A 12,511-nucleotide genomic window follows, 5' to 3' on the forward strand; every position below is an offset into this window, starting at 1 on the left:
TGCGAATGTTTTCAGATGTTCACCCGTTCGCCAAGAGGTGGCAAACCCCCGGAACTTGAAGACCGCCTGCTCGAAGCCTTTTTTCTTAACTGCTCTGAAGCTTCCATAAGCGATTACTACGTTCACACTCCCTATTTCATAAACCTGGCTTCCGGAAAAGAGGACCTGAGGGAAAAAAGCGTGGATCTTGTAAGAGAGGAGCTTGAGAGGTCAAGCGCCCTGGGGGTGAAATACATGATGACCCACATAGGAAGCGCAAAGGGACTGCAGAGAGAAACGGCGATAGACAACGTGGTCGACTCCCTTTTGAGAATTCTCGGGAACTACGGCGGCACGACGCAGCTTCTGCTTGAGAACACGGCGGGCCAGGGGCATACCATAGGCGCTAGCTTCGAGGAGATTTCTCTCATACTGAGGCGCGTTGCATATGGCGATCTTGGAGTCTGTATAGATACCGCCCACATGTTTGCCTCCGGATACGATATAAGGACCCGTGAGGGCGTAGAGGAACTGGTAGAGAGCATCGGCGCCGCGTTTGCCCCCGAAACGGTGAAACTTGTTCACGCGAACGATTCCAAGGCCGAGTTCAATTCCAGTAAGGACCGCCACGAACATATAGGAGAGGGGAAGATAGGTATTTACTGCTTCAGTTCTATGATCGGGAACCCGTTTTTCGAGGATCTTGATATGATAGTGGAAATGCCTCCTCCCGAGGTGTCAGAGGACGTCGCGCTTCTTAAGAAGCTGAGAGACGAAAATAGGTAATCTCAGAGCTGGAGAGAAAAACCGCTTTCGCCTGTCCGTTGGCCGTCAACGTAAATACTGTTTTTCTCGTCAATTGCCACCCTTCCGTTTGCGATCAGGTCATGGACTACGAAGGGAAACAGTTTCCATTCCCCCTGTTCTCTGGTTTTCTCTTCCATCGTCTCCACGTCCCCGACGGCGAAGCCCTCAAGGGATATATCGGCTGACTGGGCGATCACGGTTCCGAACCTTGTTTCGGGGTTGTTTTCAAGATAGACGGTACATCTTATGGTCTTCTCCCCGTTCTCTAACGCCTGGACGCACGCGATTTTGCCTCTTACGAGGTAGTCCTTTGTCGTGTCCCCAGGGTAGAGGTTTAAGATCCTGTTTGCGAATCTATCGGTAAACATGCGGCTTAATCTCCTCCTGTAACCCGCCAGCACCACGAGATCGGGCTCAAGAACCTCTTCAATAAGGGAAATTACGGCTGAATCGTAAAGAATCCGTCCGCCTTCATCCGAAGGGGGCTTCCCAATATCTGCGAAGAATTTCTCGGAACTTATGGAGGAGGTTTCGATCTTAAGCGCTTCCGCCTTCGCGAGAACCGGGGCCTCGGGGTCGTTTGAAAAGACATGCTCTATGGTTCCATAATTTTTTCCGCCATTTTGCTCAAGCTCCATCTGCGTTGAGTGTATTTTCTCGAAGTTTGTTCCTCTGCCCGAGGCAAGAATGAGAATTTTCATTGGGCGGTGGGTATCAGAATAAAGCGGCGTTATTTGCATTGGTTTCCTATGAAGATTATCTCTTTTCCATATGCAGTATCAATACGGCAAAAGAGTTTCCCCATCTATATTCATAATGGCCAGTTTTAGAATGGAGGGATTTGTTCAGTAGAGATGAACCCACTTTGGTCAGCAACCCAGATCTGAAGTGTATCCGGTGTTTTGAGATGTACTCTCGTGATTATCTATCTCTGAGAACCTACTGAAATTTTCTCGGCGAAATCACGGTTCAAGTGAAGCTTGGGTTTGTGGCGCAATATCACGAACAGAGTATAACTGCTCCACCATGCTTCCCACTCAAATCGAAATGTACCTATGGCGCAGTCTAGGGAAATCATGTCGTTATGAACCAAGCCGGAATAATAGGCTGCCATCCAATCCTGATTTTGAGTAAGCTGTTGAGGAATATTAATGGAGTTGAATTTACGTAGAAACCTCGGCGAAGCAGCGTTTTTACCTAGACGAAGAATTTCCGGATTGAATTTACTTGGCCAATACGTAAGGAGTGCGACAGCTCCATCTTGTTCCTCAACATAGCGCCAAGCTGTAGCATGGAAGGATGCGCTATGTATTTTTGCAAGATCAAAGACGGAGTCAAATTCCACGGGGTAATCACGAACCATACGAGCGAAATTGTCACCTTGAAATATCACTTCTGCAGAGAAAAAATTTGCTTCTGCATCAAAGATTTCCTTGGCGTCGCCAATCAGAATCTTGTCGTCGTCAAGATAACAGGGATTTATCGTGTGCCAAGGTAACACCTCGTGGCCAAGTTCGTGTCCTTTTGCAAAGAGGATTCTCGCCTGAGTAGTGTTCTCATCGACATATGTCACACGTTCCTGAGTGTCGGCGATACCACGAATTTTTGGCCACATCGCCTTGAAATCCTGTTTTGCGGAACCTTCTAGGCGAGCAAAAAAACTCTCCTTAACATCTTCATCAATCTTCAGATTCCCGACTCCCGCAGCTTCTAGAAGCTTGTCGATCGGAGTGGGGAGTTCACCGACAGCTTCTGCTTCACGCAGAGCCTTATTGGCGTATTTCAATACCACCTCAGCGCTTTTGGGACGGAGTATGAAACTCCCGTTGGCATTAATCTTCAATCTTCCTCCTGAGATTGTTGCAAGAAGCGTATGAATCTCTTCAATATTTTCTTCTGGTCGTCACTTAGGCCGGCGCTCATTAGCTGGATCTCGGCAAGCTCTGTATCCTCTGGCCGTTCTTCATCATTCCGTGTCAGATATCCAGCCGCAACCATCAAGTCTTCATACCGGACACCGTAGTACTCTGCGAGTCTGTACAGGACATGGGGACGGGGTTTCTCTACCTTCCCGTTCTCCATCTGTGATAGATATGCGTTAGAAATTCCTGTCTCCGCTTCTACTGCACGAAGCGTCTTTCCTCTCAGCTGGCGTAGCTCTGTTAATTTTCTAGCTAAGTCATTCATTACACTACATTTTATCAGCAATGCTCAAAAAAATCAAGCGAAATGCTTGATGGGTAATTTATTCTGCTTATAATTAAAAGCATCATGCTTGCTCATGAAAATCTAAGAGAGGTGAAAAACCATGGAATCTATTAAAAATAGATATGAGAGCCCAGATGACGGGCAAGGACCATTTTTCGTTGCAGTGGCTAAAGCCAATTTCGATTTCCAGCAGTCCTTTCAGGTGGATGACCCCAAGGTCACGGGTCGGCAACTACTCGAGGCAGCAGGCTTCAGACCGCCGGAAGAGCATCTACTATTCCAGGTGCTAGACAGTGGGGTGCTTGAAGAGCGCAGACTGGACGAAACAGTTGAGTTGTGCGAGAAAGAAACAGAACGCTTCATCGTGTTCAAGAGCGACCGATCCTTCCGCGTTGAGATCGACGGGCAACGTTTCGAATGGGGTGCTCCCGAACTGACTGGGTTGATTGCGAAGCAGATGGTGGGTGCAGATCCCGCTTGCATAGGAATCTGGCTAGAACGGCGAGACGAACCCGATCTTTTCATCCGGGATAACGACATTGTGAAACTTGGGACGAAAGGGGTAGAAAAACTCCGCACCGGGCCAGTGTTCCCACTCTGGATCGAAGACAAAGAGTTCCAGTGGTTCGAGCAGACCATTACTACGAAGCAGATTGCTGAGCTTGGTGGCTGGGATCCATCGCAGGGCGTTCAGCAGATTGACTTGACCACAAACGAGGCCCGCACACTCAAGCCGGATGAAGTCGTAGACCTGAAAGATCTCAAGAGATTTGCGAAGAAAATCGGGTGGCAGCGTGGTTGAGCGTGAACTCCGTCTCGAGGAAGAGTATCAGTTGATCGTCTCGGTTTTTCCGAATGTTGTTCGGCAGGGAGACTGGTTTCTTATCCCAGATGATGTTCGGGCAGTGAGGCATGGTTGGACTCCAGACCCGTTTCCGGTTGCGTTCCAAGCACAGCCTGGTCACCCGGGGCAGGTGCCATATGGCATTTATGTAGCGTCTTCTGCCCAAGTCTGCGGTAAAACACCAGACAACTTCGCCGCCGATGCAGGCAATCGGCCACCATTCGAGGGACAGTGGGGTGTGCTTTCCTGGCAGGGCGATAGCAATGCCATCCGTTGGGTTCCAGCACGGGAGATTCGCGCGGGAGCCAACTTGCTAAACTTTGTCATCACGTTTGAGACGAGGTTCAAAGAGGGTGTCTAAATTCAACAAGGAATGGAAGCTCCACTTCGAGAGCGAGAGGCAATATCGAGCGCTTCGCTCTGCACTAGTGTACGAAGGGTATGCGCACGAAAGCGAACACGGAGCTTTTCTCTTCGCCTCCCAATCTGGCGATAGAAGGCTTGAAGTCGTTGATGTCGTCATACTCAAGCCAGATGACTTCGCTACACAGACGCCTTACTACCTGGATTTGGACGACGCTGTACTTCAAGAGATGATCATCCGTGCACACAAGACAAACACCGCGCTTATAGAGGCCCACTCACATCCTTTCACGAAAGGGCCACGGGTGTGTTTCTCGCCCTTCGATTGCAATGGCTTGGCAGACATCGGACCGCAGATGTTGTGGCGACTTCCCGATCGGCCGTATGTTGCTCTGGTCTTTGGTCGGGACGCATTCGATTCTCTCTACTGGGAGGGTCGAGAGCGGGAGCCTCGAGGCTCCTTGGACCTTGTCGTCGCTGGGCAGTTGCTACGTGCGAGTCGTGAATCTCAACGCTTCTGGAGGGAAAACCATGGATAGGTTTGATAGGCAACGAAAGATCTTCGGAGACGAAGGGCAGAAACGCCTGTGTGCTACAACGGTTGGTATCGTCGGTGGGGGAGGCTTAGGCTCGTTTATGGTGCTTGAACTTGCCTATCTGGGGATTGGGAAAATTGTGATCATTGACCACGACCTACTTGAGGAATCGAACCGGAACCGACTGGTTGGGGCTTGGATGTCACATGCGGACGGGACGCCCAAGGTTCAGATACTGCGCGAGCTTGGCAAGCTTATTGACTCCGAGGTCGAGATCGAAGTGATACAGGCGTGTATTGAGGATCCCGAAGCGAGAGATGCCCTTGCGGGGGTGGACATCGTTGTGGGATGTCTTGACCACGATGGTCCCCGGTCCGTGCTGAATGAATTTTGCTGCAAACACGGTTTGCCGCTTATCGATGTGGCAAGCGACACGATTCCCGAAGAAGACAAGGTTGCTTTCGGCGGGCGGGTTTGTGTCGCAACGCCGGCTACGGGCTGCCTAGTGTGTTTTGGGGTATTAGACCAGGATGAGCTTCAAGAGTATTACGCTTCGCCGGAGCAGCGTGTTGACCGGGACACTATCTACGGCGTGCCCAAAGGAACTTTGGTTGGTGGTGGTCCGTCAGTAATCACGGTCAATGGGGTAGTAGCGTCGATTGCAGCGACGGAGCTGATGGTGTTGGTGACCCAACTCCGTGCTCCTGTCGCGCATCAGGACTGGAGGGGCCATGTGGGTTGCCTGTATCGTGTTGTTGATCACGAGGAGGACTGCTACTACTGTAGCTTGCGCCCTGTTGCACAAGAATAACCAACATCCGGGGACTCTTACCTGCTTGTAAAGTGTCCATTCAATTCAGCAGCGGGGTAGAAAACGTACCGCTGCTTGACTTGAGAGTGCACGATATTTATCGAAAAAACTTGTGTTTTCACTGTTGTGTTTATTTTTTGAGACTGTTTTGCATTGCTTTTCCTATCATTTAGTTTTATGTAATTTCACGTAAGTGTGACGCAGCATGACAGAAAGCAGAAACCTGATCATGAGAATCGTTACGGCCGTCGTGGCCGTGCCGATTCTTCTTCTCATATTCTACTACGGGGGAGTGTACTATCTCGCTTTGATGTGTCTGATCGCGGCTCTGTGCTCCATCGAGTTCTTCGCGCTTGCGGGCCCCGACATACGGAAGACGAGAAAGATTTATATTACGGCCATCTCCCTGCTTCTGATCGTGAGCGCGTTTTTCGACTTCAGGCTCATGAGCCTTTTTTTCACCTTCCTGATATTTCTCTCCATAATACTCGAATTCCGCAAAAAGGATTTCAGCGACTGCCTGCGGGACTTGGGCATGACCCTTCTGCCGCTTATATATTTCGGCTGGATGCTTGCCCACGGGGTGTTGCTTAGAAATATCCCGGGCGGCGTGGACGTGGGGGACTACGGTTTCTTCAACGGGGGTCCCGGGGATGTCGGTTTTTTCCTCGTGGTGCTTGCGGTTTCATGCACTTTTCTTAACGACGCCGGAGCGTATTCCTTCGGAAAAGCTTTCGGGAAAAAGAAGCTTGCCAGTCATATAAGTTCGGGCAAGACCGTGGTGGGGCTCATCGGGGGATTCTTTGTTTCGGTCGTAAGCGCCTTCGTGGTGAATTTCATATTCAGCAATCCCCTTCCTTCTCTCTGGGTGGTTCTTTACGCGGTAATAATAGCCGCGGCCGCGGTTGCGGGAGACCTTTTCGAATCCACCATAAAAAGGGGAGCGGGGGTAAAGGATTCCGGTTCCCTGATTCCCGGACATGGCGGGGTGCTTGACAGGTTCGACAGCCTGATATTTGTCTTTCCTTGCACATACTATACTTCCCTGGTTTTCTTTCACCTGAGCGAGACAGGCGTCGCATTGTAAGAAGGGGCCGAAATGGAGATATCCATAGTGGACAGGGAGGAATTCATTGACGAACCGGGGAAGGAAGAACTGGTGCGCCTAGTTGAAAGAATACTTGCGTATCTTGATCTCTCCGCCCGAAGCGAGCTCTGCGTCTCGCTTGTGAGCGACGTCGACATGCGGGAACTTAACCGGCGTTACAGGCAGATTGACACGACTACGGATGTTCTCTGCTTTCCGCAGAAAAGTGATGTAAGCCCCGATCTTCTAGGCGATATAGTGATATCCTACCAGACGGCCCTCCGCCACTCCCGGAGGCTTGAGATCACGGTTGAAGAAGAACTGCGTCTGCTTATAGTCCATGCGGTCCTGCACCTGCTTGGATTCGACCACAAGAAGAAAAAAGAAAGAGAGACAATGCGCAAGAAGGAGAAAGAGGTGCTTAGCTACCTTGCTGATTAAGGCGCAAGCAATTTTTTTGTCAGATTGACAGAGGTAGTACCATAAGAGTTACCAATATGTCATGGCATTAACGCGGAGTTTCAGGGAGATTGTAAAAGAACGAGCTATTAGAGACCCCGAGTTCCGCATCGGACTTCTGACCGAAGCGATTGAGTGCGTACTCAATGATGAAATCGACGTGGCAAGAGTATTGCTGCGAGACTATGTTAACGCAACAGTCGGTTTTCAGGAACTTGGACTCTTACGCGAAAAACCCCGAAGAGCCTGAGGCGCATGCTCAGTCCGAGAGGAACCCCGAGTCTTAAGAGTATTTCCTCCCCGCTAGCATCTTTAAAAGAATGTGGTTTCAAGCTCGAAACACAACTATATTCTGCATTGCGGGTGTTGTTCCAAAGAGCAAACGTTTGGTCTTCAAAAAAAGCTTCCCAACCGATATTGCCATGTGTCGCCACATGGTATATACTGTGATATATCAATACAGGAGGTGACCATGGCCACTGCGAAGATCTTTAAAAATGGTCGTAGCCAAGCCGTTCGCATTCCGAAGGATTTTGCTTTTGAGGGAGTGACCGAACTGACCGTGAGGAAGGTGGGTCAGAAACTGATCCTGGAACCCGTACGCAAGTCCTGGTTGACTCTGAATGAAGAAAGCGAACCGGTAGGCGATGATTTCCTGGCAGAGCGTCCAGATTTGTTTGCGATTGACGAAAGCCGGGGAAAATTTGAATGACCTACATGCTTGACACCAATATCTGCAGCTACATAATGCGGCAACATTCGCGGTCTATTCTGGAGACCCTTGAGAACAGGGCCGCTGAGGGCCACATTCTCTGCATGTCAGTTATCACTTACCAGGAGTTGCGGTTTGGTGCCGAGCGCGTCGGGTCCGCGAAATACCACGCACGCATTGATAAGTTCTGCGAACGCCTTGATTACGTGGCCGACTGGACGACTGAATGCGCGGACCGATTTGCCGTTACGCAGTCGTCGCTGCTCAGAAGAGGAAGCCCCATCGGATTTGCTGATGCGATGATCGCTTCCCATGCCCTTATAATTAACGCTACGCTTGTCACCAATAACCAGAAGCATTTTTCTCAGGTGGAAGGCCTCCAGCTGGAAAACTGGTTCCCCGCCTGATCCGGCTTGGACTACTCCTTCAGGGTGTTGCGTAGAGACATCTTTGATTTACAACTAGGGAAGAAGTAAGAGGTGCCCGACATCTCTTTACTAGGCAGTCCGAACCGGGGTAGGGCGTGTCAGTCATCCGGATTCTTTCAGATCTTCCTTAATTTTCTCGATTTCCTTTACTGTAGGGAGGTCCTTCAGACTCTTAAGGCCGAACGTCTCGAGAAAAAGATTTGTGGTTTTGTAGAGAAAAGGCTTTCCCGGAACTTCCTTTCTTCCCGCAATCTCGATGAATCTTCTATCAAGTAGCATGCTTACGCTGCTTGAGCAGTCCACCCCTCTTATTTTTTCAACCTCGATCTTCGTAACGGGTTGCTCATAAGCCATTATGGCAAGCACTTCGAGGGAGGCTTTCGAAAGCCTGAACTTCTTTATTTCCTTGTTAAACTCGACTATGTATTGCGAATACTCAGGACGGGTCCTGAACTGATATCCCTCGGCGACGCTGCTTAGAATGAAACTTCGTCCCATCTCCTCCCAGCGCCCCTGGAGTTCGCTCAGGGCGTCGGTTATCTCTTCTTTCTCGACGTCCTTCAGGAACTCGGAGATTTCCTGAATGGTTAAGGGTTGTTTCGAAACGAATATCAAGCATTCTATTATATTTTGAAGAGAACTTCTATCGTCCATTTTCTTCCCTCAGAATTATCTTTATGGGTTCTTCGAAGGTCGGCTGAAAAACATCCAGGATGCCGTCTTTCAGCAGCTCCAGTATCGAGAGAAAGGTTACCACGAGTTTCATGCGGTTTTTATCCCCTTCACAGAGATGCGCGAAAAGAACGGCTATTTCCCTTCTCATTGGTGCTGTTACCTGAGTTTTTCTTACAGCAACGGTGTAAGTCTGCGGGGCTAGGGATATTTCCCTTGTCTCGGCCTTCTCCCTGTCCTCGCATATCTTGGAGAAGGTATCCACCAGGGACCAGAGGTCGAATTTCACGAATTCCGTCTCTTCTTCCGGTTCTCCGAACATTTCCCTGCGGTCGTAACCCGCCAGGAAAACATCTTTTCCGAGAATTTCCATCCCCCCGAGTTCCGCCGCCGCGCTTCTGTACTTCTCATACTCAAGCAGGCGCCTTACGAGTTCCTCCCTGGGGTCCTCTTCTTCCTCTTCGCCTTCCTCCTTTATCCTGGGAAGAAGCATGCGCGACTTTATGTACCCCAGTTCGGCCGCCATGGCCATGTAGTCCCCGACGATCTCGAGGTTCACGTCCTTCAGGAACTCAAGATATTCAAGGTACTGCTCGGTTATGAGCGCGATGGGTATGTCGTAGATGTCCACCTCGTGTTTCTTTATGAGGTGAAGCAGCAGGTCAAGCGGGCCGTTGAATATCTCGAGCTGTACGCTGTAGGCTGACTGAGGGTCTTCCATTTCTTCGTTTCTCTCGGCAATCACTACGGGTTCATCGCCCGGATCACGATCTCGAGTTCGCTCGGGCTGAAATTGCACATTTGTATAAAGATAACCACAGGAACGCGTATGAAGTAACCCAGGAACTGCCCGCCGAACAGGAAAAAGGCGAAAAGAATGAATATTCCGTAAGTTTCAAATCTTGCGTACCTGTAGGCGAGGCTGTCGGGAAGCAGCCCGTAAAGCACCCGCGAGCCGTCAAGCGGCGGAACGGGGATCATGTTGAAAACGGCAAGCACTATCCCTATGTACATGAACCACACGAGCATCCGCGCTGCAACGTCGGCCCCGCTTCCCGGGGGTATGGCCGCGAAGTTCTCAAATAAGGCCTTTAGAATCACAGCCGCCGCAATCGCGGTCAGAATGTTGGATATGGGGCCCGCAATCGCGACCATAAGCATGTCTTTTTTCGGGTTCCTGAAGTTCCTCGGGTCAACGGGAACCGGTTTCGCCCATCCGAAATGCACGATGAAAAGCAGCAGGGTTCCGAGGACGTCAAGGTGCACGAGAGGGTTAAGCGAGAGTCTTCCCTGTCTCTTCGCCGTGTCGTCCCCGAGCCTGTAGGCCACAAGCGCGTGGGCGTACTCATGTATGGTGAGGGAAAAAAGGATTACGGGGACCAGTATTATGAGAAATTCGTAGTTCATATCTATAGTTTACGCTCTTGGATGAGATTTTTCGTGTATGCGCTTAAGCCTCTCCTTCTCAACATAAGTGTATATCTGGGTCGTGGATATGTCCGAGTGACCGAGCATGGCCTGTATGGACCGCAGGTCGGCCCCCCGCTCAAGCAGGTGCGTGGCGAAGGAGTGGCGGAGCACGTGGGGGGTTATGTGGGAGTGTATGCCCGCGGCGAGCGCATAGTTCTTTATCATTCGCCAGAAGCGCTGGCGGCTCATCTTGGAGCCGGTTCTGGAGGTAACGAAAAGGTACTCCGAAGCTCTTTCGCGAAGAAGTTTCGGTCTTGAGTCTGAAAGGTAGTCCCTTACTTTCCTGATGGCGTCGCCGCCTATGGGAACTATCCTCTCCTTGCTTCCTTTGCCGAGGGTGATGACGTAGCCGTGGTCAAGATTGACGCGGTTGAGCTCAAGTGAGACCAGTTCCGATACCCTGACCCCGGTGGCGTAGAGAACCTCGAGCATCGCGCGATCCCGCAGCGCCTCTGCGGACTTGCCTTCCTCGGGCTCCCGGAGGAGCCTCTCGACCTCTTCAAGCGAGAGAGTGTGGGGGAGGGTTTTCGCGGGCTTTGGAGAGACGGTGTTTCTTAGCGGATCCTCGGTTATGACGCTTTCTGTGAGAAGGAACCTGAAGAACTGCTTTATGGAAACTATGTTTCTCGCCACGCTTCTCGGGGAGAGCTTCTTTTTCCTCAGGTGGTCGAAAAAAGCGGCTATTTCGTCTTCGCTTACGGCGGCGGGGTCGTATATACCCCTTTTGTCTAGAAAGGCCACGAGGGATGATATGTCCCTTGAATATGACTGAATGGTGTTTTTCGAAAGGCCCCTGTTCACCGTAAGATACACAAGGAACGAATCGAGGTGCTCATCCATTAATCTTATGTTCCGACCTGCCAGGAACTCAGATATTTCTTCTGTTCGGCCGTCAGGGTGTCTATGGTGACTCCCAGGGTTTTAAGCTTTATCTTGGATATCAGGCTGTCTATTTTCTCCGGGACGTCGTGAACATCGTTCTCAAGTGTCCCTCCGTTTTTCACCATGTACTCGCAGCAGAGCGCCTGGTTGGCGAAGCTCATGTCCATCACGCTTGAAGGATGCCCCTCGGCCGCGGCGAGGTTTATGAGCCTTCCTCCGCCGAGAACGTTGATCCTTCTTCCGTTTTTAAGCGTATGTTCCTCAACGTATTCCCTTATGACTCTTTTCGAGGTCGTTATCTCGCCAAGGGCGTCGAGATCAAGTTCCACGTTGAAGTGTCCTGAATTGGCTACGATCGCCCCGTCTTTCATTCTCTCAAAATGCTTTTTCCTTATGACGTGTATGTTGCCCGTAACGGTGCAGAAGAAGTCTCCAAGCGGCGCTGCCTTCTCCATCGTCATTACCCTGAATCCGTCCATGGTGGCCTCGAGTCCCGCAAGCGGCTCAACCTCGGTCACGATGACGTTCGCTCCCAGTCCCCTGGCTCTCATGGCAAGTCCTTTTCCGCACCAGCCGTATCCTGCGACTACGAAGGTCGTGCCGGAGACAAGCCTGTTGGTGGCGCGTATGATTCCGTCAAGGGTGCTCTGCCCCGTGCCGTAGCGGTTATCGAAAAGATGCTTGGTATCCGCGTTGTTAACGGCGACTATCGGATACTGAAGCACTCCGTCATCTGCCATGCTCTTGAGTCTTATCACTCCGGTTGTGGTCTCCTCGGTTCCCCCGATTACGTCGTCTATCAGGTCTTTTCGGTCCGTGTGCAGCGTTGATACCAGGTCTGCCCCGTCATCCATGGTTACGTGCGGGCGGGCGGCCAGAACGGCGTTTATGTGCTTGTAATAGGTTTTGGTGTTTTCCCCTTTTATCGCGAAAACGGAGATTTTATGGTTCTTTACGAGGTGGGCGGCGACGTCATCCTGAGTGCTTAGGGGATTTGACGCGCAGAGGTAGGCTTCTGCTCCTCCGGCCTTAAGGGTGGTCATGAGGTTCCCGGTTTCCGTGGTAACGTGAAGGCACGCGGCGACCCTCACTCCCTTAAGCGGCTTTTCCTTCTTGAATCTTTCCTCTATCTGCTTTAGAACGGGCATTTCCTGTGCGGCCCATTCGCTTCTCAGTTTTCCCTGGCGGGCAAGCTTTAAGTCTTTTACGTGGTAATCCATTTTTTCCTCCGTTGCTTTTTCGCGGTCAGAAGC

The 12,511-nt window shown here is 50.9% G+C and carries 16 protein-coding genes and 1 pseudogene; 8 read left to right on the top strand and 9 right to left on the bottom strand.

Annotated elements, in window-relative coordinates:
• A partial coding sequence (locus tag OXG10_04720) for a deoxyribonuclease IV (protein MCY3826667.1) occupies nt 1–765 on the top strand: 765 nt, incomplete at its 5' end.
• Between the two features lie 2 nt (nt 766–767).
• Here OXG10_04720 and OXG10_04725 read toward each other — a convergent pair.
• The 3 genes from OXG10_04725 to OXG10_04735 form a co-directional block, all read right to left on the bottom strand.
• On the bottom strand, nt 768–1,487 hold the full coding sequence (locus tag OXG10_04725) for a formyltransferase family protein (protein ID MCY3826668.1): 720 nt from the start codon (nt 1,485–1,487) through the stop codon (nt 768–770).
• 224 nt (nt 1,488–1,711) lie between these two features.
• On the bottom strand, nt 1,712–2,629 hold the full coding sequence (locus tag OXG10_04730; GenBank protein MCY3826669.1) for a hypothetical protein: 918 nt from the start codon (nt 2,627–2,629) through the stop codon (nt 1,712–1,714).
• A complete protein-coding gene (locus OXG10_04735) occupies nt 2,626–2,973 on the bottom strand; it encodes a helix-turn-helix transcriptional regulator (GenBank protein ID MCY3826670.1) in 348 nt (115 codons plus the stop codon). The genes OXG10_04730 and OXG10_04735 overlap by 4 nt, the downstream gene beginning before the upstream one ends.
• Before the next feature lie 121 nt (nt 2,974–3,094).
• Between OXG10_04735 and OXG10_04740 the strand changes: the two genes are divergently transcribed.
• A complete protein-coding gene (locus tag OXG10_04740) occupies nt 3,095–3,796 on the top strand; it encodes a multiubiquitin domain-containing protein (protein MCY3826671.1) in 702 nt (233 codons plus the stop codon).
• Between the two features lie 467 nt (nt 3,797–4,263).
• Here OXG10_04740 and OXG10_04745 read toward each other — a convergent pair whose 3' ends face one another.
• Nucleotides 4,264–4,428, bottom strand: a complete 165-nt coding sequence (locus tag OXG10_04745; protein ID MCY3826672.1) for a hypothetical protein — start codon at nt 4,426–4,428, stop codon at nt 4,264–4,266.
• Nucleotides 4,429–4,732: 304 nt separating this feature from the next.
• On the opposite strand from OXG10_04745, the gene OXG10_04750 reads away from it, so the two are divergent.
• The 6 genes and pseudogenes from OXG10_04750 to OXG10_04775 all read left to right on the top strand — a co-directional run bounded on the left by OXG10_04750 (nt 4,733) and on the right by OXG10_04775 (nt 8,213).
• Entirely contained in the window at nt 4,733–5,548 is an 816-nt protein-coding gene (locus OXG10_04750) for a ThiF family adenylyltransferase (protein ID MCY3826673.1), read from the top strand.
• 205 nt (nt 5,549–5,753) lie between these two features.
• A complete protein-coding gene (locus tag OXG10_04755; GenBank protein MCY3826674.1) occupies nt 5,754–6,635 on the top strand; it encodes a phosphatidate cytidylyltransferase in 882 nt (293 codons plus the stop codon).
• Between the two features lie 12 nt (nt 6,636–6,647).
• Nucleotides 6,648–7,076, top strand: coding sequence for an rRNA maturation RNase YbeY (ybeY, locus tag OXG10_04760; protein MCY3826675.1), 429 nt, complete (start codon nt 6,648–6,650; stop codon nt 7,074–7,076).
• Nucleotides 7,077–7,137: 61 nt separating this feature from the next.
• Nucleotides 7,138–7,412: pseudogene (locus OXG10_04765) on the top strand (transcriptional regulator).
• Between the two features lie 154 nt (nt 7,413–7,566).
• Complete coding sequence (vapB, locus tag OXG10_04770) at nt 7,567–7,806, top strand: type II toxin-antitoxin system VapB family antitoxin (protein ID MCY3826676.1); 240 nt, start codon at nt 7,567–7,569, stop codon at nt 7,804–7,806.
• Nucleotides 7,803–8,213 carry a type II toxin-antitoxin system VapC family toxin gene (locus OXG10_04775; GenBank protein MCY3826677.1) on the top strand — a complete coding sequence of 137 codons (411 nt, stop codon included), beginning with the start codon at nt 7,803–7,805 and terminating at the stop codon, nt 8,211–8,213. Before vapB ends, OXG10_04775 begins: the two co-directional genes overlap by 4 nt.
• Before the next feature lie 123 nt (nt 8,214–8,336).
• Here the strand turns inward: OXG10_04775 and scpB are convergent, their stop codons facing one another.
• Genes scpB through ahcY form a run of 5 tightly spaced genes read right to left on the bottom strand, consistent with a single transcriptional unit; the run spans nt 8,337 to nt 12,478 of the window.
• On the bottom strand, nt 8,337–8,888 hold the full coding sequence (gene scpB, locus OXG10_04780) for an SMC-Scp complex subunit ScpB (GenBank protein MCY3826678.1): 552 nt from the start codon (nt 8,886–8,888) through the stop codon (nt 8,337–8,339).
• Nucleotides 8,878–9,651 (bottom strand): segregation/condensation protein A, encoded by a 774-nt coding sequence (locus OXG10_04785; protein MCY3826679.1) that lies wholly within the window; start codon nt 9,649–9,651, stop codon nt 8,878–8,880. The genes scpB and OXG10_04785 overlap by 11 nt, the downstream gene beginning before the upstream one ends.
• A complete protein-coding gene (locus OXG10_04790; GenBank protein ID MCY3826680.1) occupies nt 9,651–10,313 on the bottom strand; it encodes a site-2 protease family protein in 663 nt (220 codons plus the stop codon). Before OXG10_04790 ends, OXG10_04785 begins: the two co-directional genes overlap by 1 nt.
• A gap of 9 nt (nt 10,314–10,322) precedes the next feature.
• Nucleotides 10,323–11,216 (bottom strand): site-specific tyrosine recombinase XerD, encoded by an 894-nt coding sequence (gene xerD, locus OXG10_04795; protein ID MCY3826681.1) that lies wholly within the window; start codon nt 11,214–11,216, stop codon nt 10,323–10,325.
• Between the two features lie 5 nt (nt 11,217–11,221).
• Nucleotides 11,222–12,478, bottom strand: a complete 1,257-nt coding sequence (gene ahcY / locus OXG10_04800; GenBank protein MCY3826682.1) for an adenosylhomocysteinase — start codon at nt 12,476–12,478, stop codon at nt 11,222–11,224.
• Between the last annotated feature and the right edge of the window lie 33 nt (nt 12,479–12,511).

The sequence above is a fragment of the Candidatus Dadabacteria bacterium genome (assembly GCA_026706695.1).
GTDB lineage: Bacteria > Desulfobacterota_D > UBA1144 > Nemesobacterales > Nemesobacteraceae > Nemesobacter.

What these genes read in the sequence shown, in the direction of transcription:
- OXG10_04750 (MCY3826673.1), top strand. Translation starts at nt 4,733, where the DNA reads ATGGATAGGTTTGATAGGCAACGAAAGATCTTCGGAGACGAAGGGCAG.
- OXG10_04790 (MCY3826680.1), bottom strand. Translation starts at nt 10,313, where the DNA reads ATGAACTACGAATTTCTCATAATACTGGTCCCCGTAATCCTTTTTTCC.
- ybeY (MCY3826675.1), top strand. Translation starts at nt 6,648, where the DNA reads ATGGAGATATCCATAGTGGACAGGGAGGAATTCATTGACGAACCGGGG.
- xerD (MCY3826681.1), bottom strand. Translation starts at nt 11,216, where the DNA reads ATGGATGAGCACCTCGATTCGTTCCTTGTGTATCTTACGGTGAACAGG.
- OXG10_04775 (MCY3826677.1), top strand. Translation starts at nt 7,803, where the DNA reads ATGACCTACATGCTTGACACCAATATCTGCAGCTACATAATGCGGCAA.
- OXG10_04725 (MCY3826668.1), bottom strand. Translation starts at nt 1,487, where the DNA reads ATGAAAATTCTCATTCTTGCCTCGGGCAGAGGAACAAACTTCGAGAAA.
- OXG10_04740 (MCY3826671.1), top strand. Translation starts at nt 3,095, where the DNA reads ATGGAATCTATTAAAAATAGATATGAGAGCCCAGATGACGGGCAAGGA.
- vapB (MCY3826676.1), top strand. Translation starts at nt 7,567, where the DNA reads ATGGCCACTGCGAAGATCTTTAAAAATGGTCGTAGCCAAGCCGTTCGC.
- OXG10_04735 (MCY3826670.1), bottom strand. Translation starts at nt 2,973, where the DNA reads ATGAATGACTTAGCTAGAAAATTAACAGAGCTACGCCAGCTGAGAGGA.
- scpB (MCY3826678.1), bottom strand. Translation starts at nt 8,888, where the DNA reads ATGGACGATAGAAGTTCTCTTCAAAATATAATAGAATGCTTGATATTC.
- OXG10_04755 (MCY3826674.1), top strand. Translation starts at nt 5,754, where the DNA reads ATGACAGAAAGCAGAAACCTGATCATGAGAATCGTTACGGCCGTCGTG.
- ahcY (MCY3826682.1), bottom strand. Translation starts at nt 12,478, where the DNA reads ATGGATTACCACGTAAAAGACTTAAAGCTTGCCCGCCAGGGAAAACTG.